This window comes from Paraburkholderia tropica, from assembly GCF_914484835.1.
Lineage (GTDB): Bacteria > Pseudomonadota > Gammaproteobacteria > Burkholderiales > Burkholderiaceae > Paraburkholderia > Paraburkholderia tropica_A.
Map to the genome: position 1 here is coordinate 71,617 of NZ_CAJZAR010000054.1, position 24,761 is coordinate 96,377.

Consider the following 24,761-nt stretch of genomic DNA (forward strand, 5'->3'; position numbering starts at 1 on the left):
GCGTCACTTCCAGAGCCGGTCGAGGCCGACAAAACGGTGGTACAACGCGAACACGGCGAGCGTGACCACGAGCAGCACGATCGACATCGCCGACGCCATGCCGAAATCAAGCACCTGTTCGATCTGGTCGCCCACCACGCCCGAGATCATCTGGTCGTGCGGACTGCCGAGCAACGCGGGCATCACATAGAAACCCAGCGACGTGATGAACACGAGCGTGCAGCCGTTGACGATGCCGGGCGCGCTCAGCGGCAGCCACACCTCGCGAAACGCGCGCCACGGTCGTGCACCGAGGCTTTCGGCAGCACGCATGAGTCGCACGTCGATGCGCTTCATCACCGCGTAGAGCGCCATGGCCATGAACGGCACGAGCGCATGCGTCATCGCCAGCGTCGAACTGAACGAGGTGAACAGCATGTGCGGCGCGGGCCGCCAGCCGAAGGTTTCGAGTATTGCGGAGAGCGGCCCGCTCACGCCGAGAATCACCATCCACGCGTAGGTCTTGACGAGAAAGCTCGTCCAGAAACTGAGCGCGAGCACGGTCAGCATGAGCCGCGAAACGAAGGCCGAGCCCGTCGCCGCGACATAGGCGAGCGGATACGCGCAGACGAGCGCGCACACCGTCACGAACGCCGACGTGAGGAAGGTATGCACAAGCACGCTGCGAAAATGCGCGGAGCCCAGCAGATCGACGAAATTGCCGAAGCCGAAAGTCGGCTCGCTCACGCTCATATAAATCACATAGCCGAGCGGCACGACGAAGAACACGGCAAGAAACACCAGCGCGGGCACGTACAGCAGCCACGGATTGGGCCGACGGTCCGCGTGCTCGCGCTGCGCTTGCGTGGCGGCGGCCTGCGCCGCTTCGTCGACGATCGGCATGGTCGAAAGGGTCGAGTCAGCCAAGGTTGAACTCCAGGATCAAGATTGCGCGCGCGACGCGTGACGCGCGCGCAAGGAAAGGCCAGGCCGGCGTCAGAGCGTCATCCAGCGGTCGAAGCGCGACGCGATCTGATCGAGTTGCGGCAGCAGCTTCACGCCGTCGAGCACGACGGCCTGCTGCATATGCTCGGGCAGCGTCGGCGCGTTTTGCTTCGTCGCGGCATCCATGTAGTCGAACGCCTTCGGGTTGAGCGGCCCCGAGCCATCCGTCGCATTGAAATGCGCAAGACCCGAGGGATTGTTGGCGATGTGCTGCACGAGACGCCACGCGTTCTTCGCGCGCGGCGTGCCCTTCGCCACCACCCAGCAGCCCTTGTCGATCACGGCCTGATTCCAGACGATTTCGATCGGCGTCTTCGAGGTGTCCTTCACCGTCTTCGCGTAGTCGTTCCAGATGGCGATGGCCCTCACCTCGCCGTCGCGCAGCAACTGCTGCGATTGCGGGCCTTCGGTCCACCACACGCGAATCGCAGGCTTGAGCCGGTCGAGCGCGCGGAACGCACGGTCGAGATCGTAGGGAAAGAGATGTTCGGGCGGCACGCCGTCGGCGAGAAGCGCGTAGGCCAGCACGCGCGTCGGATAGCGTTGCAGACTACGTGCGCCGGGGTACGCCTTGAGGTTCCAGAAGTCCGTCCAGTTGCGGATCGCCCCGCCGCCGAACGCATCCTTCTGATACGCGATCTGGTTCGCGAACGCATGCGTGGCCAGCCCGTTTTCGTAGATCGCGCCGGGCCACAGCGCGTGTTCGTCGAGATTGCCCTGGGCCGGTTCGATCAGTTTCGCGGCATTGGCGCGCGCGGTGTCGGTGACGCCGAGCGTCGTCACATCGAACTGATACGTGCCGTTGCGCACCTGCGCCGCGAGCTTCGCAAACGAAATCGGCGAAACCGTGCGAATCTGCACGCCCGTGTCCTTCGTGAACGGGTCGAACAGGTATTGGCGCGCGGCCGCTTCCCAGTTTCCGCCCCACGTGTTCACGTAGAGCATGTTGTCGTCGGCGGCTGCCGCGCGGCCCACCCACGGCGCGGCCACGAGCGCCGAGCCCGCGGCGGCGGCGCGCAGAAAACCGCGCCGCGAGATGGTCGGATCGAACGCCTTGTCGTCGTCACTCTTCATGCTGAAACCCCTTGATTGGAAGGTGGATCGTGTTGCGTTCAGCCGAACACGGCCTGATAGAGACGCAGCCAGTTGCCTGCCGTGAGCTTGTGCACTTCCTCGGCGTTGAAGCCGACGCGGCGCAAACCGTCATGCACCTTGTTCAGTTCGCCCGCGCTCTTGAGCCAGTCGGGCTTCGGCGTCTTGCCCGGATTCGCCGCCGACCCCGCGCCGTACTGCACCGAACGCGTCCAGCGGCCCTTGCGCATCCAGTCGAGATCGGGCTGACCCGTGTTGTGGCTGTAGTCGGTGCCGATCCCCACGCTGTCGATCGACGTAAGCTCGACCGTGCGCGCGACCATCTGGCACCACGCATCGACGGTCGTGCAGGCGTCCTGCGGCGTGATGTTGCGATACGCCACGCAGCCGATCACGCCGCCGTTCTGCACCAGCGCGCGCAGCACGGCGTCGCTCTTGTTGCGCTTGTGATCGAAAATCGAGCGCGCATTGGCGTGCGTGATCGCGACCGGCTTTTCCGACCATTCGATGGCGTCGAGCGTCGTGCGATCGCCCACATGCGAACAATCGATCACGATGCCAGCGCGATTCATCTCGCGCACGACTTCGCGGCCGAAGCGCGCAAGCCCGCTGTCCTGCGCCTCGTAGCAACTGCCGCCCAGTTCGTTCTGGTTGTTATAGGTGAGCTGCACGACGCGCACGCCCATGTCCGCGAACAGTTCGACATACGCGAGTCGGTCCTCGAACAGATTGCTGTTCTGATAGCCGAGCACGACGGCGAGCTTGCCCTCTTCATCGGCGCGACGGATATCCGCGCTCTTGCGTGCGATGACGATGAGATCCGCGCATTCACGCTCGAAGTCGCGCCAGCGTCCGATCGCATCCATCGATTCGAGCGTGCCTTCCCAGAAGCCGAGCGTGGGCGTGACGCAGGTATAGCCGCTGGCGCGCAGGTCTTCGAAGACTTCGCGCGTGAAATGGCCGCATTGCAGGGCGTCGATCAGCATGAGATTTCCTTGTTTTCCTGAGTGGACGTGGCGTCCGGTCCAGCCTGCGCCGCGCCGGTGTAGAGCAATGAGAGATCGGTTTCGTCCTCGTCGGTGCGGCCGATCACGCGGCCTTGAGCATCGACGATGATCGGTCCCGCGTGACGGCGCGATTCGTACGAGTCAGGCGCAAGCGCATCGTTGGCGCGATGAAAGAGCGTCCACCAATACGCGCGCTCGACGCGCAGACCTTCCTGCACGATGCGTGCGAGTGTGCTTTGGCCCGGCGACAACACCGTGCGAAACGACACGCGCTGTGCGTCGCCATTGGCCTCGACCGTGGCTTCGAGTCCATGCGGCTGGGCGAGCGCTATGGCTACACGAAGCTCCCCGGCTTCGCTCGCGCCTTCCACGACGAAGCAGGCATCGCGGCCTGCCTGAGCCGCATCGACGGCGAGATCGACGAGCGTGAGCGCCACGATCCACGCATGCAGCCCCGCGCAGCGCACTCGCCTCACACCATCATTCAGCGTGTCGATTGAAACAGCGGACACCTTCTCGTTTGAAAGCTGTCCTAAATGTTTTGTCAAATGAATAAAACCGTCGTCGGCCAGCGCGGTCGAATACAGAGCGCAGTCGCGCAGCGCGGGCACCAGGCCTTCGTCCACGCGCGCCACCTGCATGAGACGTTCGAGCACCATGCGGCTCTCGCGCAGACTGACGGTGATGAGATCGGATTGCATCGGTTCGCTACTCACGGGGTCGCTCACAAAGTCGGTTCGGCGGGATAAAACCAGTGCGGATCGGCGTGGCCGGACTGGAGATCTTCGGGCGTCGGAGCGCCATGAAACAGCACGCCGCGCAGGTTCCGGTTGAGGAAGTCACGCGTCTTGTCGATGCCGTGCACGCCCACGTTCAGAAGCCGCGTGATGTGCGCGGGCACGAAGCCTTCGCTCATGATGTCGGCGTGCGGCGAATGGAAATGCGTGCCGTGCAGCGCCTGCACGCGCGTGACGATGGCGCGGTGCCACGGCTGCTGGGCGAGAAACGATGCCGTGCTGGCCGTCGCGTCGAAGCGTGCGAGTTCCGCGTCGAGGCGCACGACCTGGCGCGGCAGATCGAGCGCGAGATTGATCGCGTCGCCGACTTCCTCGCGCGGGCCGCGGCGCGGTTCCTCCGCCGTCACCGACTTGTACCAGACGTAGCGCGCGGCTTCGTCGTCGAGATCCATCGAGAATGCCCAGGCGTAGTCGTGACGCAGCATCTCGCGCAGGCGGCCTACGCGCATGGCCGGTTCGAGCCGCAGCTCCTCGTCGATCACGAGCGTTTGCGCGAGCGCGTCCGCTTCGTCGGGCACGAGTTCGATCAGCAGCGAATGCAGCGTTTCCAGCCCTTCCTGATGAACGCGGCCCGCCAGCGACGCGCACAGCGTGGCGAAAGGCGCGGCGCCGAGCGGTGCGTTGGCGCGCGCGCGATCGAGCAGCAACTGCACCTCGGCGCGTATCGTGACGAGCGCGTCCGCCACCACGTCGCTCGACGCCACCTGTTCGTAAGCGGCGCGATCTTCGCGGCGGAATACGATCGCCTTGTCGATCAGGCGCAGCAGCGTTTCGATTTGCGCGGCGTCCGGCTTCAGCACACGCGCACGCGCCAGCGCTTCTTCGCGTATCCACAGCCAGCGGTCGATGAGCCGCGGATGGTTGTTCACGAACAGCATGAGACCCAGCGCCGAGCCGTTGCCGACGCCAAGGAAACGACGCAGCGGCGCGGCCAGTTCGACGGCGCTCGACGACGCCGCACGCGCGAGATGCGCAAGCAGATCCTGCGCGAACACGCGCATCATGTAGGCGCACAGCATCTGCGCGGACAGCGACGCACGCAGCGGATGATCGGCCTCCAGCGAAAGAAACGAGCGCGTGCCGAAGGTGCCGTTGCCATCCAGCCCCGTGTTGCGCATGAGATAGCAGGTCTGCGCCAGCTCGGCGACATCGGGCTGACGGCCCGACGCCAGCGCCTGCAACGCGTGATCGAAGAAACGCCCGCTGCGATTCGAGCGGCACCAGATCAGCGTGCCGGGCGTGGCGCGCCCTTCGTAAAGCTTCGGCATTTCCTGCTGCGTTTCGGCCAGCGCGGCGTCGCTCATGTCGCCTTCGACGAGCGCGGCCATCATGTCCCACGAGCGGCCGATGATGCGGCCCGTCCGCCCCGCCGCCGACGGCTCTTTCGAGAACACCGGAAACGTGAAGCGCCAACTGCCGATGTCGATGCGGTAGCGTGCGATGCCGTTGCCGCGTGCGTCGATGTCGAAGCGCGTGCAGACAATCGACCAGCGTTCGCGAAGCGCGCGCGTCATCAGCGAGCGCGACGCACTCACGCGCGAGGGCTGAATGGCGGCCAGCCGCTCGGGCAGCATCAGTTCAGCGGGTGCGCGCATCTGCCTGACGAGGTCTTGCAGCCCGGTCGGCGCGGGCGGATCGAGCACGAGGCTCATTGTGCGTCTCCTTTCAAACGTGCATTGATGTTCTGCGCGGCCGCCGTGACGAGCGCGGCGCAATCGTCCATTTCGAAACCGGCGGTCGGACCCGAAAGCGCGACCGTCGCGACGCAGTCGCCGCGTTCGTCGAACACGGGCGCCGCCACCGCCGACACGCTGCGCGGGCCGGTCATGCCGTTGATGGCGTAGCCGTCGGCGCGGATCTGCTCCATCATTGCGTCGTCGGGCAGCGCCGTGCCCGCTTCGCGCCAGCGTTCGCGCTGCGCGGGCGATGCATAGGTCGCGAGGACGCGCCCCATCGCGGTCAGTTCGAGATTCAGATGCGCACCCACGCGCAGATCGGCACGCAGCACGCCGCGCGATTCCACGCGCCGCACGATCACCGCTTCGGGGCCGTCGAGCACCGCGAGCGAGGCCGTTTCGTTGCTGTCGGACACCAGGTCCTGAAGCACATCGGCGACGCGCGCGCCGAGGTTGGCCTGCTCCATCGCCGCATTCGCATAGCGGACCATGCGCAGCGTGAGCCGATAACCGCCGGCTTCGGTCTGCTCGACGAGCCCGCCTTCCGCGAGGGTGACGAGCCGCTGCAACGTCGCGCCGCGCGCTTCGCCGACGACGCGCGCGATCTCGGACAACGACATGGGACGCGAAGCGGCGGCGACCGCATCGAGCACGTCCAGGGACTTCAGCACTGACGACAACGCACGCACTGCCATGCTTGCTTTCTCCTTTTGTCTTCTATTAGAAGACGCTGTCTTCTATGAAATACATGCTATAGATCAAAAAAAAGCGTGTCAAAGGTTTCAATTTGCGGGTTTACCAGCGCCGATCCGGCGGCGGGCAATTGGCCTGCGAGGTCGGGGCGCGACAGGGATGGTGCGTGGTGAGGGGGACGTGGGCTCAGGCGAGCTGAACGCTGCCGATAAGCAAGGTGTGCTTTGGAAGGCACAACATGCATCGCATCGGATCCTGAATTTGGGGCCGCGTTTAACGGGGAGATCGGGACGTTCGGATCGGGCCAGTACTGCCCGGATGCGATCGCAACCGAATGTTTTACGTCTGCGACTATCTCTTGTATCTCCCTCGCTCACGTACGATGCCATCTTAAGTTTCTGCTGCAGAGTGACGGCGGCGCACGCGTCAGCTGATTCTGCAAATAGCACGCCAGATACGCAATTCACCTCCTATAGTTCTTCAGCACGGCCGCAAAGAAGATCGAAGTGCAGCGGGATCTCCTGACATCGCCCAGTCCGGTTTGTGCGCGCCCGTGAAGCAGCCGATATTCAGCGATGCTGAACCAGCCTCTCGACTGGCCACCATGACATAGCGTCACGATCAGGAAGGGAAAAAAGCAATGACAATGCCGCCCTTTACTACGTATTCCGCGCGTGCGCTTTCGCGTGGCTTGTGCGCAGTTGCACTGGCAACCGGAATCGGCGTGACGGTTCCCGGTTGCGGTGGCAACGTCACGTCAACATCGAGCGAGCCGGCATTTGCCACCGCAGCGCGCCCCGAGATCAACGCCTTGCTCGCAGACACGATGACGCCGGGTGCCGTCGTGTATGTGCAATCGCCAAACGGCGACTGGCTCGAATCGTTCGGAACGGCAGTGCGAGGCACGAACACGCCGATACCGACGACCGCTCACTTTCGCGTCGGCAGCGTGACGAAAACCTGGACTGGCACGGTGATTCTGCAACTCGTGCAGGAAGGCAAGCTGAGCCTGAGCGATCCCGTCAGCAAATACATCGCGAACGTGCCTAACGGCGACGAGATCACGATCGAGCAGTTGCTGACGATGCGCAGCGGCCTCTACAACTACTCGACGAGTCTCGCGTTCAATCAGACGCTCGATGCGCAGCCGGGCAAAGTGTGGACCACCACGGAACTGCTGGACATCGGGTTCAGCCAGCCGGTGTACTTCGCGCCGGGTGCCGAATTTCGCTACTCGAACACGAACACGGTGTTGCTCGGACTCATCATCGAGCAGCTAACCGGCATGAGCGCCGCAGATGCAATGAAGGCGCGTCTTTTTACGCCACTGGGTTTGACCGATACGTTTCTTCCGCCGCAGGACGATACATCGCTGCCCACGCCGGCACCGCATGGCTACCAGTGGGGCACCAATGCCGAGACGACTAACAGCGAGGCGCTCTCCCCTGAACGTCAGGCGGCCGCGAAGAACGGGACGCTGCAACCCACCGATGTCACGTCCGTGAACACCTCCTGGGCCTGGACGGCCGGCTCAGGAATCTCGACCGTGAAGGAACTCGCGGCTTACGTACAACGGATGGTGGGCGGTGGCTATCTGAACGCCGATCTGCAAGCACAACGGCTCGCCAGTTGCGTGTCGGTCGAGCCGTCGGATCCGACGGCCGCCAGTTACTGCCTCGGCCTTGCCAAATTCGGGACGTTTTACGGACACACGGGCGAGATACCTGGATTCAATACGTTCATGGGCTACGATCCGGCGACGAAAACGACGATCGTCACGTGGGCGACGACGGCGTCGGCGCCCGATGGCCACGCGCCCGCGAACGAGATCGCAAGAATCCTCATGGCAGAACTCAGCAAGGCATCGGAAGTACCGAGCGAGGGGCGGCCCTAGTTGAAGTGAAGCGGCTAGCTGCCGTCGATGATATGCAAGTGTGGATACGAACGAGAGCGTCGACACGGGCGCTCCCGACGATGCCCGGTCGTTGTCCGTTCGCCGATACCCCGACCGGCCCGTCATACGATTTGTCAGCGTGCAGCGAAACAAGCACTCATCTCAACAGCGCCGCTGCTGGACTTGTTCTTCTCCAACCCTTCAACCGATGTGGTTGCCCATCGCTCTGCGGAGATCAGTTTCAGGCCGCGAATCGTGATCAATTCCCTTCGGGCATCGCCGACGAATGATGGCTGGTGATCAGCCAGCGGTGGCCGTTCCAGCCGTAGGTAAACGTATAACGAGCCTTGACCACGGTACCGTCCGCGTACTTGAAGGTGTACAGCCCCGCGTCGATAGCGCTGTTGCATTCAATCATGACGAAACGGAAATCGATGGCACCGACGGGTTTGTGTTCGAGGAAGTGCTTGAAATAGTCTTCCTTTTCTTCGGCGGTCAAGCGTGGCTTGTTCGATACGGTCGGCAGCAGGATCGAACGCGGCGCATAGTTCGCTACGACCTTCGCCGCGTCGCCGGTCTTCAGCGAGTCGTTCCAGCGATCGAAGAGTGACGCTATCTGTTTTTCCGTTGCAGGATGGCAAGCTTCGGTCTTCGCGTACGCGTTCGCGTGGACAACGACACCGAGCGCCACAGCCGCCGCTAACGAACTCGACAGGCAGAATTTCATGGCTCACCTCGTTTGGAAAATGAAGATCCCCATCGCATAGATCCGCGCGCCTCTGTTCCGCGCCAGGCATGCGCGCCGCGAGATGTGGCGGATTTCACTCGCCCGGTCGCGCCGCTCATAGCTCTCAAACGTGACCGAGCAGCTTCCACCATAGCGGGCCGACCACCAGCCAGATGAACATATAGAGGAGGCTCATCAGAAAGCCCGCCTTCCACCACTGGCCCTGCGGGACGTAACCCGCTCCGAACATGACCGGCCCCGAACCGATCCCATACTGGGTCAGGCAACCGTTGATATTACTTAGGATACCGAGCGAAACTGCCGCCGTGAATGGCGGGATGCCGGCGGCCACCATCAACGCCATGGAGAGGGGAAACAGCGCGCTGATATGCGCCGTCGCGCTGGCAAAGAAATAGTGGATGTAGCAGTAGAGGGCCGCCACCAGCATATAGACGGCTAGCCTTGGGAAACCCGCCAGGTGTGCGCCGACCTCCTTGCCGAACCACGACACCATGCCGTATTCGTTGAGCTTCGATGCAAGCATGATCAGCAGGCCAATCCAGATCATCGTGTCCCAGGCGGACTTCTCGTTCAATGCGTCCTGCCACGTGAGGACACCCGTGATGAACAGCAGCGACACGCCGAGCGCCGCGGCCAGCGTCGCGCCAATGGCCAGGTCTTCGCCGAAGATCCACAGAACCAGCAAGCCGACGAAAATGACGGCCATGATGATCTCCTTGGCGGAGATCGATCCCATCGCCAGTAGCTCTTTTTGCGCAAGGGCCGTTGCATCGGGCGTGCTGCGAACCTGAGGCGGCGCAATCCACAACATCGCGAGCGGAATGATGGCGAGGCACAGCAAGCCAGGGACGGACGCGGCCACCGCCCAATCCAGCCAGCTGATCGAGACGCCCTGATCGGCCGCCAGTTTGACGGCAAGCGGATTGCCCGCCATCGCGGTAATGAACATGCCCGCGGCGACGATATTCGCGTGGAATGCGCAGAGAATCAGGTAACTGCCCACCTTGCCGCGTGTTTGCGGATCGTCAGGATGACTGCCGAGCACTTCCGCGATCGCTCGGGTAATTGGCAACATCACGCCGCCGGCGCGGGCGGTAATGCTTGGCATCGCGGGCGAGATGATGAGTTCGGTCAGGACAAGGCCGTAACCCAAACCCACCGTTCGCTTACCCAGCAATCGCATGAACAAAAGCGCGATGCGGCGCCCGAGCCCTGTCTTGATCACGCCACGCGAAATGAAGAAAGCGAGCATCACCAGCCACACAAGATCGGTGCCTGTCGATCTGGTGACGTCGGCGAAGGTCACGACACCGACGAGGACGCCCACGGTGGCGCCGATGATCGCCACAGCGGCCATCGGCAGCGGCGCCGTCATGATGCCCGCAATGGTGGCGACGAACACGGCGAACATGTGCCATGCCTTCACAGACAGCCCAGGAGGCGTGGGAAGAAACCACAGCACGATGCCGAGGGCCACGGGAACGGCAAACTTCCAGACGACGCCGAGATGCCCAACGGGCGGCATCGGACTGGACGTCCGCGGGCTTGCGGGTGGCGAGACCTTGGCCATGATGAACCTCCTGCTGCCGTTGTCGTCCGCTCGATGCGGAACAGGCGAGGTACTCCTACCGGGCGAGGAGCACGCTGTCAGTTGCTTCCTTGACGATCTGCGCGCTACGCCGCAAGGCTTCGCGCTCCTCTGAAGCGAGTTCGGGATACGCCAGCAGATGCGCGCCACGGCCATTGATCACCATCGGCAGCGATAGACATACGTCGGCCACGCCTTCGACTTCAGGGTGCACGACGCCGACGGTCAGAATCAGATCGGTGTTGTGCACAATCGCTTCGCAGATCCGGCCAATCGCGCTGGCAATCCCGTAATGGGTGGCGCCCTTGCCTTCCTTGATCAGTCGCGCCGCTTCATGCACCGAACGCAGGATCAGATCGCGACTGGCAGGTCCAAGCTCCTTGCCGCTCCTTGTCAGGAACAGTTCAAGCGGCATGCCGGACACGGCCGCGCCCGACCAGTGGATCAGTGCCGATTCGCCATGTTCGCCGAGCACGTAGGCGTGAATCGCAGGCGGCACGACGCCCAGTCTTTCGGACAGGAGCGAGCGCAATCGCCCCGTGTCGAGCGAAGTGCCCGTGCTGATTACCCGCTCCTTCGCGCAGCGAAGGCGGTCGAGGACGATGCCCGCCAATACGTCGCAAGGGTTGCTGGCGATGATGTAGATCGCGTGAGGTGCATGTGGCGCGATGCGATCCACGATCTCCGTCGCGATATCCGCATTGATACGCGCGAGATCGAGGCGCGTCTGCCCGGGTTTCACGCCGACGCCAGCCGTGATGACGACGACATCCGCGTCGCGTGCATCGTCATAGTCTCCGGCATGGAAGCGGTTATGCCCCCAGAACGCAGCGGCATGAGCGAGGTCCATGACCTGCCCTTCCGCCCGCACTCGCGCGACGTCGATGATGACGATTTCCGCACTGGGGATGGTCACGGCCACAAACAGTGCAGCGGACCCGCCAACCAGTCCCGCGCCGACAATGACGATTTTCGGTTGGTGCATGGTGTGCCCCTTCCGCATCCCGATACTTCGTACGTTTGAACCCGGTCGTCCGGCAGCAGACTTCGTCGTGCGGGACGCGTAATCGCGTCGAAAGCATCCATTGCGACGCGATCAGCTTTCTCCCTGCAATCCCCTAGCAGGAAAAGCGTCAAATCCATCATATGCCGCGCATTCAAAGCGGGATATTGGACCTTGGTCCAATAGTGCTGAGCAGTCGTCGCGACAGGTCGAAACGTAGTACCGCTTCTCGCTATGTACGTGCTTCATCGCGGAGCAGGATCGTAGTTAAACGCTCATATCAAATCGACCAAGGGTACTTTGCTTGAAGCGCAGTGTTGACTATCTTTGACTCACACCTGGCGCTGCCGAACAGGAGGGACGATTATGAAAGCGTGCAGCTTCACGAGTCTGATTGTCGTCGTGGGATGCGTGACGTCGGCGCCAAACGTCCACGCACAAGCTGCCAGTGCCGGGCCAATGACGTCGAGTTCAGTTGTTACCCCAGGCCAGCCCGCGCCAACGAACAAGCAACTGGCGCGCGATGTACGCAAGGCATTGTCGAAAGCCCCCCACTTCGCCGTCTCGAACGTGTTCGTCACGGCGCGCGGCGGTGTCGTAACCTTGTCCGGCAGCGTGCCGGACGGCCCTCAGATTCAGCAGGCTTCGGATGTTGCGATGCGCGTGCCGGGTGTCACGTCGGTGAATAACCATCTGAATATCTATACGAGGGGGTATTAGCGCGTCCCGGCACAGCGTGATGATCCGCCCAGCGCAATGATGGTCAATGCGTACGAATCAGTGAAAGTAAGGGAATGCTGCATCTTTCGGAAGGAGTGCCATGTATCCGTTTTCTTCCGCAATCATGGTCCTGTCGCTCCTGCTGCTTGGCACGCTGCTCGGTGTGCTCGCGCGACCGCTCCTGCCCGAGGAGCACAAGGCCCAGCAGACCGTCCAGCTCGTACAACTCGTCGACGGCATGCTCGTGACCTTCGCTGCACTCGTGCTCGGTCTGATGACCGCTTCGGCGAAGGGCACGTTCGACAACGCGTCCGATGATTTCAGGGCGCTTGCCGCCGACATCGTTCAATTCGACGCCACTGCGTATGAGTACGGTGCCGAAGCCGACCCTATCCGTCACCTGATGAAGGCCTATCTCGCGGCGACTATCGCCAGCACCTGGCGCCATGAAACGCCACCGCCCGGCAACGACTACCCGCAGAGCCTGCCCGCCAAGGACGTGAGCGAAAATCTCGATGATGTCGATCTGGACCGGATGCTCAGGTCAGCGGGCGTCGCCTGGCGACGGCTGGTCGCGCACGACCGCAGCCATCAGGACCTACTCGACGAAGGCCGGGATCAGTTTGGGCGCATTGTGCAGGCACACTGGAAACTCATACAGGAAGTCCACAGCTCGATTTCAATGCCGTTTTTCATGACGCTTGCGTTCTGGCTGTTTGTGATCTTTCTGAGCTTCGGATTGATGGCGCCGCGCAACCCCTTAGTGCTGGTCTCCATCACTCTGGGGGCAATTTCGATCGCCTCAGTCGCCTATGTGATTGTGGACCTCGACACGCTCTTTCGAGGAATAATCGTCGTATCCAGTCAGCCGCTGCGCGACGCACTCGCCTCACTTGCGCATTAGAATTCGCAAGGGATACGTGGCGCGTCTGGATACTCAATCAAGGTCAATGAGAAGATCACCGCATTTTGCTCGCGGATTCTTTCTCGCAACTACCCGACTCAGAATCGATGCCGCATGCCGATCGTCACCGCGCCCTGCTTTTCCGGAGTGGTATTTGATGTGGCGGGTAGACCGTTCAGATAAGCGGGCACGTTGCCGAAATTTCGGCTCACATGCTGATAATTGCCTTGCAAATAGACATCCGTACGCTTTGACACCACGTAGTCAGCTTGCGCGGAGACAGTATTGAAAATCGGGGCGACGCCTCCTCCGAAGTCAGATCGCGTATAGGTGTATGCTGCGGCAAGCGTGATAGCCGGTGTCAATGCGTATCTGACGTTACCCTCGAAATTCTGGAAACGTGCGCTATTGGCGCGAAAGGCTATACCTGCCGACGTGCCGGATGCCCCCGAAGAAACCCCACCGCCAAGCGCATCCGATAAATTCGTCTGCGTGTAGACAAGGCCAGCCGTCAAGGGTCCGTAGACGTAGCTCAATCCGCCGCCGAAAGTACGCTGCCGCCCAGCGAGAAAGGTCCACTCCCCGGTTTGCGCACCGCTTGCGCTTGAACTCGGCCCGTTATTCGAGAATACCGTCGAGGTGATGTCGTTGTTCAGTTGCAGGTAGCCGGCTGCCACCGTGAAACCGCTCCAGACGTACGACGCACCGAAACTATAGGCCCGATTGTTCGCGAATTCGGTGCTGTTTGAAAACGAATACGTAGCGCCGAATCTCAATCCTGCATAGTCGATGCTCGCGTATTTGACCGTATTGTTGAATCTGATTGAATTGTTGAGATTATCGTTATCAAAAGGGTGTGCTGCGGTCGTGCCACCGAACTGGGTACCGGTAATCGAGAGCGGCGCGAGGTAGTCAACCACGCTATCGTACTGCCGACCAAGTGTAAGCGCGCCATATCGATCACTCGCGACGCCCACAAAGGCCTGTCTGCCGAACATACGACCGGATTGGGATGCACTGCCGTTTGTGATACTAAAGCCATTCTCCAGTGTAAAGATGGCCTTCAACCCACCGCCAAGATCCTCCGAACCACGCAACCCCCAGCGGCTGCCGTTGACGGCCCCGCTTCTCATTTGCCAGGCATTCTCGTCGCCCCCGCGCACGTACGTGATACCTGCGTCGATTAAGCCATACAAAGTGACGCTGCTTTGCGCATGGGACACTGTCACGAAGGTGACATAGATTAGCGCGGCGGTAGAGATCTTATATTTCATTCTTTCACACTAGATGGATATCTGATTGTGTAGAAACCATTCATGCAAAATGAATTTTGTCTCGAAGAGACGATAAACGCCTCACTCCCATGACTCATCTATTTCGGATAGCTGAAAGTCATATTCCCAACCAGACAGGATGCGCTTTCGTCGAACAAAATATAGCTCGCGACAGTTTGTCAATGTCGCCAAAATATTCGTCTGTGCCGCCATGCATCTTCTGCGGATCGACAGAAAGAACCGTGACGGATGCGGCTGGTACGTCTGGTGCATACGCAACCAGTGCACATTTGTGGTACTTCATCGTGCCCGCGGGCCATTGCGAGAGAGAGATTTCGGTACGGTCAGAGAATATGTATTTCGCAAAGTGCGCGATTTGTCGTCTACGCACGTGGTGCAATTGTCCATCGCCAGCTTGCCAGCGTCATACGGATCTTTCGCCCCATCTACCGGCCCATGCCAACATCAGGCACGACAACGCGTTGAAAACGAAAATCCCCTTCGTGCCAAGCACGGTCATGAATACCGACGCGATCGCCGGTCCGGTCATGCCGCCAATCGAAAACATCACAAGCAGAAGCGACGAAATCGCCACGCGCAATGTCGGGTCGATGCGGTCGTTGGTATCGGCGGCCACGAGTCCATATTGCGTGAACGTCACCGCGACATACGCAATCGCGCCGATCCAGAGAAACACGCCCTCATGAAAGATGACAAGCGCCAGACTCAATGCCGTCGACATAAGCGCGAGGCGTGACACGAGCACGCGCCGATGGTAGCGGTCGGAAAACCGTCCCATCGGCCGTTGCGTCATCAACGCGCCCAGCAGGCATGCGCCCATGAACAGCGAGAGATGCGATGTCGAAAATCCCGCACGAACGAGGAAAACAGGCATCAGCGAGTAAAAGCCGCTATAAAGAAAGCCCGTGAGGATGCAACCGGGGACCGCGAGCGGCGTCGCCTTCGTCAACGACTTCAGGATTTCGAACCAGGTGTGCTCGCGCGAGGGATTGATCGCATCGTGACTTTGGGTTTTGGGCCAATCGGAGAGCAGCGCCACTGGAATGATGGCGGCGGCAAACAACACCGATGCCAGGGCGAATCGCGTCGTGCCGCCCGAGTCCGAGATATTGAGCAGCAATTGCCCCGTGCACAATGAAAAATAATTGATCGTCGAATACGTACCGAATATCCGTCCTCGATTGAGATTCGACGCCGTGCCTTGAATCCAGCTTTCGATCGACGAAAACAGGCCCATGAATGCGAAACCCGTCGCGAGGCGAATCATCGCGAGTACGGGCACGAAATCGAAGGCACCGAACGCCTGCGTGAGAATGGTGGCCGTGGCGGCGAAGGCGATAAACACGCGGTGCTGACCGAAGCGGTCAATCAAGCGGCGTGCCGTGAATGCGCCGAGCAGAAAGCCGAGGTAATAGCAGGACTGGATGAGCCCGACGGCAAGCGTCGACGCGCCATGCTGAACCAGCCGCAGCGGAATCAGCGTTTGAAACAGCCCGTTGCCGAGAATGAGCAGCGCCGCGCCAATCAGCAGTCCTGCGAGCGTGCGGTATTCATCAGGCGTTTTCGGCGGCGCATCGGTTCGTGGCGCAGCGCGCCCGTCCAGTGTGGCGATCACCGCGCCGCTTGCGTCGGACACCGCGTTTTCCGCCAGATCGAAGGACGCGCGATGCGATAACGCATCGGCGTCCGTTTTTGCTTCCCTCATCGTCCCCGTCCGTCGTGCTGATGCGAATGGGCGCACGCGCCCCGCGGAATAGAGCGCTGCGCCGCGCGGTGTTTCGCGCTGCGTCGCCCTTCGCGAGATTCGTCGAGAAGACGCACTGTCACGCGAATATCACACGCGCTTATCTTCAGAATAAGTGTCACGCGGCCTTGAACGGCGCACTATTTTGACTTCCCTACTCTGCGATCGGCTGACCTCGCCCATGGCGTCGCCGGCGTCCTTCCACTTCAATCGCAGAGACCAACACATGCAAAGAACCCTATTTGCAGCGGCTATTTCGCTCGCCTTCGCGACGGCCGCACACGCCCAAAGCTCCGTCACGCTGTACGGCCTGATCGACGTCGGTATCGCCTATACCAACAATGCGGGCGGACACAGCCAGTATCAGATGAGCAGCGGCAATATCCAGGGCAGCCGCTGGGGCCTGCGCGGCAGCGAAGATCTCGGCGGTGGACTCAAGGCGCTGTTCGTGCTCGAAAACGGCTTCAGCATCACCACGGGCAAACTGGGTCAAGGCGGCGATGAATTCGGACGCCAGGCGTACGTGGGCCTGTCTTCCTCGAAACTCGGCACGCTCACGTTCGGCCGCCAGTACGATTCCGTCACGGACTTCACGTACATGTTCGAAGCCGCCAACGTCTGGTCGCCCTATTTCGGCGCCCACCCCGGCGATCTCGACAACCTCAACGGCACCAACCGCGTCAACAATGCGATCAAGTACAAGAGCCTCTCGTATGGCGGCCTGACGTTCGGCGGCCTCTATAGCCTCGGCGGCGTGGCGGGCCAGTTCAACCGCAACCAGATCTGGTCGCTCGGCGCGAACTATGCGCACGGGCCGCTCGTGCTCGGCGTCTCCTACCTCAACGTGCAGGACCCGAACTATTCGTACTTCGGCAACAACTCGACGTCGAGCACCACCGGCTCGAACATGACCGCCAGCCGCGTGTATTCCGGCTACGCTTCGGCGAAGTCGCAACAGGTCATCGTCGCCGGCGCGCAGTACACGTATCAGTCGGCGACCTTCGGCGTCGTGTACAGCAACACGCAGTTCAAGGACATCGGCACGCTGGCCGGCCTGCCCGCCACGGGCGCAGGCGGCACGGCGAAGTTCCACAACGTCGAAGCGAACTTCCGCTATCAACTCACGCCGACGCTGCTGCTCGGCGCCGCCTACGACTACACCAAGGGCTATGGCGTGAACGACGCGCAATATCAGCAAGGCGTGATCGGCGCGGATTACTTCCTGTCGAAGCGCACCGACGTCTACGCGGATGCCGTCTACCAGCACGCATCCGGCACCGATTCCACGGGCGGGAAAGCCGTGGCGAACATCAACTTCCTCACGGCCTCGACGACGCAAAACCAGGTCATGGCGATCGTCGGCATGCGTCACCGTTTCTAGTCGCGGCGCGAACGTCGGCGCATTTGCGTAAGCAACGCTTATGGATAGGAACAGGCGCGCTTAGGCACCGGCGTTTTGCATCGGGTTGAGCTACCGTGGGCTAACGCGCGCCGCGCCCACGGCTGGCGCGCGCCGCGAGGCGAATCAATCGCACAAGCGAACCCGAGGGTATTGAACATGCAGAGCCAGGCTTTCGGGCACGTTTTTCGTGCCGATTCTCCCGTTGTTCTCGTCACGCCGCATAGCGGCACGCGCATTCCCGCCGACCTGCTGTCCCACGCGGCATGGGCGGCCGTCGAGGGACGCAGGGCCGATCCGGCCGGGCTCGCGCTCGAAGCCCTGGCCGCGAAGCGCGGCATCACGACGATCGGCGCGCGTTATCACCCTTGCGTCATCGACTTCAACGTGGCGACGGAAAACCGGCCGCTCTCGCTGCGACTGAGCCGCAGCGGGCTGTGCCGCACGCATACGTCGCGCGGCGAGCCGCTGTACGACGGCGCGCATCCGCCGTCCGAGCGTGAAGTGGAAGCCCGCGTCGACCAATACTGGCAGCCCTTTCATGCGGCCGTCGCCGAGGAAGTCGCGCGCCTGCGCGGCTTGCACGCGAACGTGCTGCTGCTCGTCTCGCATGCGAGCTACTGGCTCTCGCCGTACCGCAACCAGAGTGGCGCGCTCGACTGCAACATCGGCAGCCATCGCGGCCATTCGTGCGACCGGCAGCTCGTTTCCGCGCTCACCGATACCGTCGGCGAGCACGGGCGCTCGTGGGTCGTCAACGGCAAGGTCGCGGACGTGTTCGCCGCGCAGCACTACGGCGCGCCCGGCGACGGCATCCACGCCATCGAAATGGAGATCGCGGGCCGCTGGCGCACCGCGCTCGAATACGAGAGCGAGCAACCGGAGACCGCCGAGGCCACGGCCACGCTCGACGCCTTGCTCGACGCGCTGGAGCGCGCCGTCGCGCGCTTGCCGGCCACGCGTTCCGCCCCGTCTGCGCGGCTGGATCCGGTGCAGGCCGACCGCTTTTCGAGGTGACGCACGCGTACCATTCCTAATAGGGACGCCCGAGCGCCCGTGTTAACATTTTGGCTGTCACGTCGCAGGCGACCATGAAAGAAAGCGCACCTGAACACTACCCTGACTGGGACCTGCTCGCGAGCTGGGTTGCCGTCGTCGAATCGGGTTCCATCTCGGACGCGGCCAGCCGCCTCGCCATCTCGCAAGCCGGCGTTTCGCAGCGGATCAAGGCGCTCGAAAACATTCTCGACACGACGCTGCTCGATCGCGCCACGCGCCCCGCGCGCCCCACCGCCGCCGGTCAGCGTCTGTTCGAACACGCAACGGTGCTGCTGCAAGGCGCCGACCAGATGGTCGAGGCCGTGCGCAACGTCACGCGCGCGAAGCGCGTCGTCGTGCGCCTCGGCTGCGTTGATTCGTTCGCGGCCACCATCGGTCCGATCATCATCAAGGCGCTTGCAGGCACCTCGCATCAAATCCGTTTGTGGTCGGGCATCACGCCCACGCTCGACGCGCAGCTCGAAGCGCGCCAGCTCGACATGGCGGTGACGACCACCGAGCTTTCGCAGGCGCCGGGTATCCGCCGCCAGAAGCTGTTTTCGGAGCCGTATGTGGTCGTGCTGCCGCGCAGCTTCGAAGTGGACCGCTTCACGACGCTCACGGAACTGAGCCGCCAGCTCCCGCTGATCCGCTATAGCGCGCGTTCGGTCATTGGCCAGCACGTCGACGCCTATCTCGCGGGCAATGCCGAAAACATCGAGCGCACCTGCGAATTCGACGCCACCGATCCGATGCTGAGTCTCGTCGCGGCCGGGCTCGGCTTCGCGGTGACCACACCGCTCTGCCTGTGGCAGTCGCGCCATTACGTGCCCGATCTGCGCGTGGTCGCGCTCTCGTCGTTCTCGCGGCACGGACGGCCGTATCAGGGCTTGAGCCGCTCGTTCTTTCTCGCCTCGCGCGAGAATGAACTCGGGCATCTGCCCGCCGATCTCTACGATCTGCTCAAGCGCGCCTTCGAGCGCCAGGTCTCGCGCGACATCGCCAAGGCGCTCGCGCTCACCCCCGAAGAAGTCTGTATCGCCGACGACGAGTGAGACGCGCCGCGCGCCGCGCAGTCGCCCGGCGCATGGCCGTTCCATAACACGCGCCGATCCAAAGCATAAGTCGCGGTTTAGCAACGCCCGGTTTGCCGCCTGGCCACTAGTCTGGACACTGAGCCTCGCCTTCGGCGGAAACCGGCGCCCAGCGTGGCACCGGTCGAGCAACCCAGCGCCGGCGGTGTTTTCGAATCCCCTTCCTTAAGGAGCCAGTGTGATTTCAGGTCCTCAATTCCCGCTGCCCGCGAACGAAGCCGAAGTGCATTTCGGCACGGGCACGCAGGCACAAGCGGAACTGCGCAAGGCGCTCGAACAGCGCGACGTCGTCGAGATTCCGACCGTGATCGACGGCAAGCGCTATTACTCGAACGATGTCGTCGAAGTGCGCGCGCCGCACGACACGCAACGCCTGCTCGCCCGTATCCACCGCCCGACCGAATCGCAGATTCAGGAAGCGATCGCGAGCGGCAAGCGCGTGGCGAAAGACTGGGCCCGACTCACGCACGCCAGCCGCGCGACCATCCTGCACCGCGCCGCCGATATCATCGCGACGCGCTCGCGCATGAAGATCAACGCCGCGACGATGCTCGGCCAGAGCAAGACGGTCGAGGAAGCCGAGCCCGACAGCGCCTGCGAACTGATCGACTTCCTGCGCTTCAACGCCTATAACGCCCAGCGCGTGTACGCGGAGCAGCCGATGTCGGTGGCGACCGCCGCGAACCGCGCCGACTGGCGTCCGCTCGAAGGCTTCGTCTACGCGGTGTCGCCGTTCAACTTCACGGCCATCGGCGGCAATCTGACCACGGCGCCCGCGATCATGGGCAATACCGTGCTGTGGAAGCCCTCGGAAAAGTCGGCGCTCGCCAACTACATCTTCTTCGAAGCGCTCGAAGAAGCGGGCCTGCCGCCGGGCGTCATCAACTTCGTGCCGGGCGAAGCGGAACTCACCACGCGCGTGGCGATGGCCTCGCCGGATCTCGCGGGCATTCACTTCACCGGTTCGTCGGCGGTGTTCCAGTCGCTCTGGAAAGGCGTGGCCTCGAAGGTCGATTCGTTCCGCACGATTCCGCGTCTCGTCGGCGAAACGGGCGGCAAGGACTTCGTGCTCGCGCACGCCTCTGCGCATCCGTCCGAAGTGGCCATCGCGCTGATTCGCGGCGCATTCGGCTATCAAGGCCAAAAGTGCAGCGCCGCCTCGCGCGCCTACATTCCGCGCAGCCTCTGGTCCGCGGTGCGCGAGGAACTGCGCGCGCGTCTCGCGGAACTGAAAGTCGGCGACGTCGCCGATTTCAGCACGTTCATGGGCGCGGTGATTTCCGAAGCCTCGCACCAGAAGCTGAGCCGCGTGCTGGCCGCCGCGAAGGACGATACGGGCGTGAGCTTCGTGAGCGGCGGCAAGACCTGGTCGGAGCCGGGCTACTTCGTCGAGCCGACCGTGCTCGAAGTGAGCGATCCGAAGCACGCGCTGATGACCGAAGAACTGTTCGGGCCGATTCTCTCGGTGTTCGTCTACGAAGACAACGCGTGGAGCGACACGCTCGCGCTGATCGATTCGACGAGCCCCTACGCGCTCACCGGCTCGATCTTCTGCACCGACCGCTTCGCGCTGCATCAGGCCGAAGACGTGCTGGTCAACGCGGCGGGCAACCTGTATCTCAACGACAAGCCCACGGGCGCCATGATCGGCCAGCAGCCGTTCGGCGGCGGCCGCGCGAGCGGCACGAACGACAAGGCCGGTTCGTATCTGAACCTGCTGCGCTGGGCGTCGCCGCGCGTCGTCAAGGAAACGTATCTGCCCACGCGCGAGTGGCGCTTCGGCGCGTGATCGTGCGCTAGCCTCGATGTCCCGGCCTCGCCGGGACACCTGAAAAAAAGGGCTCATCGTGCGATGAGCCCTTTTGCATTACATGTTCGGATAGTTGGGACCGCCGCCGCCTTCGGGCGTGACCCAGACGATATTCTGCGTCGGGTCCTTGATATCGCAGGTCTTGCAGTGAATGCAGTTCTGCGCGTTGATCACGAGCGCGCTCTCGCCGTTTTGCTCCTGCGTGAACTCATACACGCCCGCCGGGCAAAAGCGCGCTTCCGGCCCGGCATAGCGCGCGAGGTTCACGCTCACGGGAATGGCCGCATTCTTGAGCGTGAGATGCGCGGGCTGATTCTCTTCGTGATTCGTATTCGAGAGAAACACCGAGGAGAGCCGGTCGAATGTGATCTTGCCGTCGGGCTTCGGATACTCGATCGGTTTGCATTGCGCTGCGGGAAGCAATGTTTCGTTATCCGAATGACGATGATGAAGCGTCCAGGGCACGCGTCCGCCCAGCAGCTTCTGCTCGACACCGACCATCAAGCTGCCGACGTACAGCCCTTTGCTCATCCACTGCTTGAAATTGCGTGCGCGATGCAGTTCTTCCTTGAGCCACGATTGTTCGAAGGCTTGCGGATACGCGTCGAGCGTGTCGTGGCTGCGGCCCGCTTGCAGTGCGTCGAACGCGGCTTGCGCGGCCATCTTGCCCGAGGCGATGGCGGCATGACTGCCCTTGATGCGCGAGGCGTTGAGCATGCCCGCCTCGCAGCCGATCAGCGCGCCGCCCGCGAACGCGAGCTTCGGCATCGACATGATCCCGCCCGCCGCAATCGCGCGCGCACCATACGATAGACGCCGCCCGCCTTCGAGAAAACGCCGGATCGCGGGATGCGTCTTGTAGCGCTGAAATTCCTCGAACGGCGACAGATACGGATTCGTATACCCAAGCCCGACGACGAAGCCCACCACGACCTGATTGTCGTTCAGGTGGTAGAGAAACGAGCCGCCATAGGTATCGCTTTCGAGCGGCCAGCCCGCCGTGTGAATCACGAGTCCCGGCTTGTGCAAAGCCGGATCGATCTCCCAGAGTTCCTTGATGCCGAGTCCATAGACCTGCGGATCGGCATCTTCGTCGAGCTTGAAACGCGCGATGAGTTCGCGCCCGAGATGGCCGCGCGCGCCTTCCGCGAACAGCGTGTAGCGCGCATGCAGTTCCATGCCGAGCTGGAAATTGCCGGTCGGCTCGCCGTCCTTGCCCACGCCCATGTTGCCCGTGGCCACGCCGCGCACTGCGCCGTTTTCGCCGTACAGCACTTCCGCCGCCGCGAAGCCCGCGAAGATTTCCACGCCCAGCGCTTCGGCCTGCTCCGCGAGCCAGCGCGTGACATTGCCGAGGCTCACGACATAATTGCCGTGATTCTTGAAGTTGTCGGGCAGCAGCCAGTTGGGCACCGGCTTCGCGCCGCCTTCGGAGAGAAAGAGAAAGCGGTCTTCGGTCACGGGCACGTCGAGCGGCGCGCCGCGTTCCTTCCAGTCGGGAATCAGTTCGTCGAGCGCGCGCGGGTCCATGACCGCGCCCGAGAGCGTATGCGCGCCGATGGCCGAGCCCTTTTCGAGCACGCACACGCTCACTTCGGCGTTGCGTTCCTGCGCCATCTGCTTGAGACGAATGGCGGCGGACAAACCGGCCGGCCCTCCACCGACGATGACGACGTCGTACTCCATCGATTCGCGCGGGCCAAACTGCGCTGCGAAGTTATTCGTGTTCATTTCGACCGATATGTGACTGTGCGGGACAGCCGCGACACGCGCATCGACACGCGCGCCGCGGCCTTGTGGATGTCCCGGCACGCGCCGCGCGAAACGGCACGGCCGGACTGCAATCCATCGTACGTCGCCGGGTGCCGGATGCGCGCGGCATCACCATCGCTTATGCAGCAATCAAGCTGACGTTAGTCTCGCGACCACGGAAACGGCCCGCAACGCCCGAAAAACGCCCCTTTCTCCCCGCCAGCTCGACGCCCACTTTTACTAATCATCGATCCTGCTTATATTCCCGGCCCGCGGTTTATGGCGCTCCACACTTCGCCCATACGCTTTTGTCAGAAAAGGACAGGAAACCGTGGACAAATATGATGTGGTCGTGATCGGCGCTGGCGTGATCGGCAGCTCCGTTGCATTTCAACTCGCGAAGCTCGGCGCGAAAAACGTGCTCGTGCTCGATCGCGGCACGATCGGGGCGGGAACGACGTCGCAGTCGTCCGGCATCCTGCGCACCCATTACTCCGTCAAGGAGAACGTGGAACTCGCGCTCAAGAGCTGGGACGTCTTCAACAACTTCTCCGCCTATCTCGGCGACGAGGAAGCGTCCTGCGGACTCGTCAAGTGCGGCTACATGATCGTGGCGAGCGAGGGCGACAAGCTGGAGCCGCTGCGCGCGTCGCTCGACCAGCAAAAGGCCCAGGGCGTGCCGCTCGAACTGCTCGATGCGAAGGCCGCGCACGAGCTGCTGCCGATCGCCCGTTTCGACGACGCGGCGCTGATCGGCTACGAGCCCGAAGCCGGTTTCGCCGATGCCTACCTCGTCGCCACCAGCTTCGCGCGCGCCGCGCGGCGCGGCGGCGTGACCATTCGCGAAAACGTCAGCGTCAACAAGATCCTGTTCGAAGGCAATCGCGTGGTCGGCGTGTCGACGAGCGCGGGCGACTTCGCGGCAGGCACCGTCATCAGCACGCAGAACATCTGGACGCCGGAACTCGCAGGCTGGACCGGCCGCGACCTGCCGGTGATGCCCGAGCGCCATGCCGTGCTCGCGCTCGAATGCGACGCGGCGAAGTACACGTTCTCGATGCCCGTCTTCAAGGATCTGGCCTCGCCCGGCATGCTCTATTACCGCAGCTACGGCGGCAGCCAGATGCTGGTGAGCGAAGGCATCGTCGGCGAAAAGCTCGGCGCCGCCGAAACCGAACAAGGCGACATTCCGATGGACTACGTCGTCGAAGTCGGCGCTCAGGTGGCCGAGCGCTTTCCCGCCTACGAGACGGCGGGCATCGCCTCGTCGTGGACCGGCGTCTACGACGTCACGCCCGACTGGAATCCCGTGCTCGGCCGCCTGCCCGGCATCGAGGGCCTCGTGGTCGGCTATGGCTTCTCGGGCCACGGCTTCAAGCTTTCGCCGACGGTGGGCCGCGTGCTCGCCCAGGAAGCGCTCGGCCTGCCCACCGACGTCTCGCTCGCTCCGTATTCGATCGAGCGCTTCGCGACCGGCGCGCTGCTCACGGGCAAGTACGGCCTCGGCGCCGTCTCGTAAGGAC

General features: G+C 62.6%; 20 protein-coding genes. 8 read left to right on the top strand and 12 right to left on the bottom strand.

Annotated features, from left to right (window positions below; genetic code table 11):
• Positions 1-3 precede the first annotated feature (3 nt).
• The 6 genes from LDO54_RS18595 to LDO54_RS18620 form a co-directional block, all read right to left on the bottom strand.
• The gene (locus LDO54_RS18595; protein ID WP_224012145.1) at positions 4-906 is read right to left on the bottom strand and encodes an ABC transporter permease; all 903 of its coding nucleotides are present in this window, start codon (positions 904-906) and stop codon (positions 4-6) included.
• 69 nt (positions 907-975) lie between these two features.
• Positions 976-2,058 (bottom strand): extracellular solute-binding protein, encoded by a 1,083-nt coding sequence (locus tag LDO54_RS18600; RefSeq protein ID WP_224012146.1) that lies wholly within the window; start codon positions 2,056-2,058, stop codon positions 976-978.
• A gap of 38 nt (positions 2,059-2,096) precedes the next feature.
• Positions 2,097-3,062: a membrane dipeptidase gene (locus LDO54_RS18605; protein ID WP_224012147.1), complete on the bottom strand. Its 966-nt coding sequence runs from the start codon at positions 3,060-3,062 to the stop codon at positions 2,097-2,099.
• Positions 3,056-3,784: a hypothetical protein gene (locus LDO54_RS18610; protein WP_224012148.1), complete on the bottom strand. Its 729-nt coding sequence runs from the start codon at positions 3,782-3,784 to the stop codon at positions 3,056-3,058. The genes LDO54_RS18605 and LDO54_RS18610 overlap by 7 nt, the downstream gene beginning before the upstream one ends.
• A 23-nt stretch (positions 3,785-3,807) precedes the next feature.
• On the bottom strand, positions 3,808-5,532 hold the full coding sequence (locus LDO54_RS18615; RefSeq protein WP_224012149.1) for a hypothetical protein: 1,725 nt from the start codon (positions 5,530-5,532) through the stop codon (positions 3,808-3,810).
• The gene (locus tag LDO54_RS18620; protein WP_224012150.1) at positions 5,529-6,251 is read right to left on the bottom strand and encodes an IclR family transcriptional regulator; all 723 of its coding nucleotides are present in this window, start codon (positions 6,249-6,251) and stop codon (positions 5,529-5,531) included. The genes LDO54_RS18615 and LDO54_RS18620 overlap by 4 nt, the downstream gene beginning before the upstream one ends.
• A 722-nt stretch (positions 6,252-6,973) precedes the next feature.
• Here LDO54_RS18620 and LDO54_RS18625 point away from each other — a divergent pair.
• Entirely contained in the window at positions 6,974-8,143 is a 1,170-nt protein-coding gene (locus LDO54_RS18625; RefSeq protein WP_224012151.1) for a serine hydrolase domain-containing protein, read from the top strand.
• A 259-nt stretch (positions 8,144-8,402) separates the two neighbouring features.
• Here the strand turns inward: LDO54_RS18625 and LDO54_RS18630 are convergent, their stop codons facing one another.
• The 3 genes from LDO54_RS18630 to LDO54_RS18640 form a co-directional block, all read right to left on the bottom strand.
• Complete coding sequence (locus LDO54_RS18630; RefSeq protein ID WP_224012152.1) at positions 8,403-8,870, bottom strand: nuclear transport factor 2 family protein; 468 nt, start codon at positions 8,868-8,870, stop codon at positions 8,403-8,405.
• 124 nt (positions 8,871-8,994) lie between these two features.
• Positions 8,995-10,461, bottom strand: coding sequence for a DASS family sodium-coupled anion symporter (locus LDO54_RS18635; protein WP_224012153.1), 1,467 nt, complete (start codon positions 10,459-10,461; stop codon positions 8,995-8,997).
• Positions 10,462-10,516: 55 nt separating this feature from the next.
• Positions 10,517-11,464, bottom strand: a complete 948-nt coding sequence (locus tag LDO54_RS18640; RefSeq protein WP_224012154.1) for a lactate/malate family dehydrogenase — start codon at positions 11,462-11,464, stop codon at positions 10,517-10,519.
• Positions 11,465-11,848: 384 nt separating this feature from the next.
• Between LDO54_RS18640 and LDO54_RS18645 the strand changes: the two genes are divergently transcribed.
• Positions 11,849-12,202: a BON domain-containing protein gene (locus LDO54_RS18645; RefSeq protein WP_224012155.1), complete on the top strand. Its 354-nt coding sequence runs from the start codon at positions 11,849-11,851 to the stop codon at positions 12,200-12,202.
• A gap of 100 nt (positions 12,203-12,302) precedes the next feature.
• Complete coding sequence (locus LDO54_RS18650) at positions 12,303-13,106, top strand: hypothetical protein (RefSeq protein ID WP_224012156.1); 804 nt, start codon at positions 12,303-12,305, stop codon at positions 13,104-13,106.
• A 98-nt stretch (positions 13,107-13,204) separates the two neighbouring features.
• On the opposite strand, the gene LDO54_RS18655 is transcribed toward LDO54_RS18650, so the two are convergent.
• Together LDO54_RS18655 and LDO54_RS18660 are read right to left on the bottom strand one after the other, a co-directional pair.
• The gene (locus tag LDO54_RS18655) at positions 13,205-14,380 is read right to left on the bottom strand and encodes a porin (protein WP_224012157.1); all 1,176 of its coding nucleotides are present in this window, start codon (positions 14,378-14,380) and stop codon (positions 13,205-13,207) included.
• Positions 14,381-14,804: 424 nt separating this feature from the next.
• Complete coding sequence (locus LDO54_RS18660) at positions 14,805-16,106, bottom strand: MFS transporter (RefSeq protein ID WP_224012158.1); 1,302 nt, start codon at positions 16,104-16,106, stop codon at positions 14,805-14,807.
• A gap of 265 nt (positions 16,107-16,371) precedes the next feature.
• Between LDO54_RS18660 and LDO54_RS18665 the strand changes: the two genes are divergently transcribed.
• The 4 genes from LDO54_RS18665 to pruA all read left to right on the top strand — a co-directional run bounded on the left by LDO54_RS18665 (position 16,372) and on the right by pruA (position 21,465).
• Positions 16,372-17,526, top strand: coding sequence for a porin (locus LDO54_RS18665; RefSeq protein WP_224012159.1), 1,155 nt, complete (start codon positions 16,372-16,374; stop codon positions 17,524-17,526).
• Between the two features lie 177 nt (positions 17,527-17,703).
• Positions 17,704-18,561, top strand: a complete 858-nt coding sequence (locus LDO54_RS18670; RefSeq protein ID WP_224012160.1) for an N-formylglutamate amidohydrolase — start codon at positions 17,704-17,706, stop codon at positions 18,559-18,561.
• Between the two features lie 74 nt (positions 18,562-18,635).
• On the top strand, positions 18,636-19,637 hold the full coding sequence (locus LDO54_RS18675) for a LysR family transcriptional regulator (protein WP_224012161.1): 1,002 nt from the start codon (positions 18,636-18,638) through the stop codon (positions 19,635-19,637).
• A gap of 217 nt (positions 19,638-19,854) precedes the next feature.
• The gene (gene pruA / locus LDO54_RS18680; RefSeq protein WP_224012162.1) at positions 19,855-21,465 is read left to right on the top strand and encodes an L-glutamate gamma-semialdehyde dehydrogenase; all 1,611 of its coding nucleotides are present in this window, start codon (positions 19,855-19,857) and stop codon (positions 21,463-21,465) included.
• A gap of 78 nt (positions 21,466-21,543) precedes the next feature.
• On the opposite strand, the gene LDO54_RS18685 is transcribed toward pruA, so the two are convergent.
• Positions 21,544-23,217, bottom strand: a complete 1,674-nt coding sequence (locus LDO54_RS18685) for an electron transfer flavoprotein-ubiquinone oxidoreductase (protein WP_224012163.1) — start codon at positions 23,215-23,217, stop codon at positions 21,544-21,546.
• A gap of 352 nt (positions 23,218-23,569) precedes the next feature.
• Between LDO54_RS18685 and LDO54_RS18690 the strand changes: the two genes are divergently transcribed.
• A complete protein-coding gene (locus LDO54_RS18690; protein WP_253074405.1) occupies positions 23,570-24,757 on the top strand; it encodes an NAD(P)/FAD-dependent oxidoreductase in 1,188 nt (395 codons plus the stop codon).
• The last annotated feature ends 4 nt before the right edge of the window (positions 24,758-24,761 follow it).

Bases quoted from the DNA above. Each gene is read 5' to 3' on its own strand.
- LDO54_RS18600 (WP_224012146.1), bottom strand. From the start codon at position 2,058: ATGAAGAGTGACGACGACAAGGCGTTCGATCCGACCATCTCGCGGCGC.
- LDO54_RS18605 (WP_224012147.1), bottom strand. From the start codon at position 3,062: ATGCTGATCGACGCCCTGCAATGCGGCCATTTCACGCGCGAAGTCTTC.
- LDO54_RS18610 (WP_224012148.1), bottom strand. From the start codon at position 3,784: ATGCAATCCGATCTCATCACCGTCAGTCTGCGCGAGAGCCGCATGGTG.
- LDO54_RS18615 (WP_224012149.1), bottom strand. From the start codon at position 5,532: ATGAGCCTCGTGCTCGATCCGCCCGCGCCGACCGGGCTGCAAGACCTC.
- LDO54_RS18620 (WP_224012150.1), bottom strand. From the start codon at position 6,251: ATGGCAGTGCGTGCGTTGTCGTCAGTGCTGAAGTCCCTGGACGTGCTC.
- LDO54_RS18630 (WP_224012152.1), bottom strand. From the start codon at position 8,870: ATGAAATTCTGCCTGTCGAGTTCGTTAGCGGCGGCTGTGGCGCTCGGT.
- LDO54_RS18635 (WP_224012153.1), bottom strand. From the start codon at position 10,461: ATGGCCAAGGTCTCGCCACCCGCAAGCCCGCGGACGTCCAGTCCGATG.
- LDO54_RS18640 (WP_224012154.1), bottom strand. From the start codon at position 11,464: ATGCACCAACCGAAAATCGTCATTGTCGGCGCGGGACTGGTTGGCGGG.
- LDO54_RS18645 (WP_224012155.1), top strand. From the start codon at position 11,849: ATGAAAGCGTGCAGCTTCACGAGTCTGATTGTCGTCGTGGGATGCGTG.
- LDO54_RS18650 (WP_224012156.1), top strand. From the start codon at position 12,303: ATGTATCCGTTTTCTTCCGCAATCATGGTCCTGTCGCTCCTGCTGCTT.
- LDO54_RS18655 (WP_224012157.1), bottom strand. From the start codon at position 14,380: ATGAAATATAAGATCTCTACCGCCGCGCTAATCTATGTCACCTTCGTG.
- LDO54_RS18660 (WP_224012158.1), bottom strand. From the start codon at position 16,106: ATGAGGGAAGCAAAAACGGACGCCGATGCGTTATCGCATCGCGCGTCC.
- LDO54_RS18665 (WP_224012159.1), top strand. From the start codon at position 16,372: ATGCAAAGAACCCTATTTGCAGCGGCTATTTCGCTCGCCTTCGCGACG.
- LDO54_RS18670 (WP_224012160.1), top strand. From the start codon at position 17,704: ATGCAGAGCCAGGCTTTCGGGCACGTTTTTCGTGCCGATTCTCCCGTT.
- LDO54_RS18675 (WP_224012161.1), top strand. From the start codon at position 18,636: ATGAAAGAAAGCGCACCTGAACACTACCCTGACTGGGACCTGCTCGCG.
- LDO54_RS18685 (WP_224012163.1), bottom strand. From the start codon at position 23,217: ATGAACACGAATAACTTCGCAGCGCAGTTTGGCCCGCGCGAATCGATG.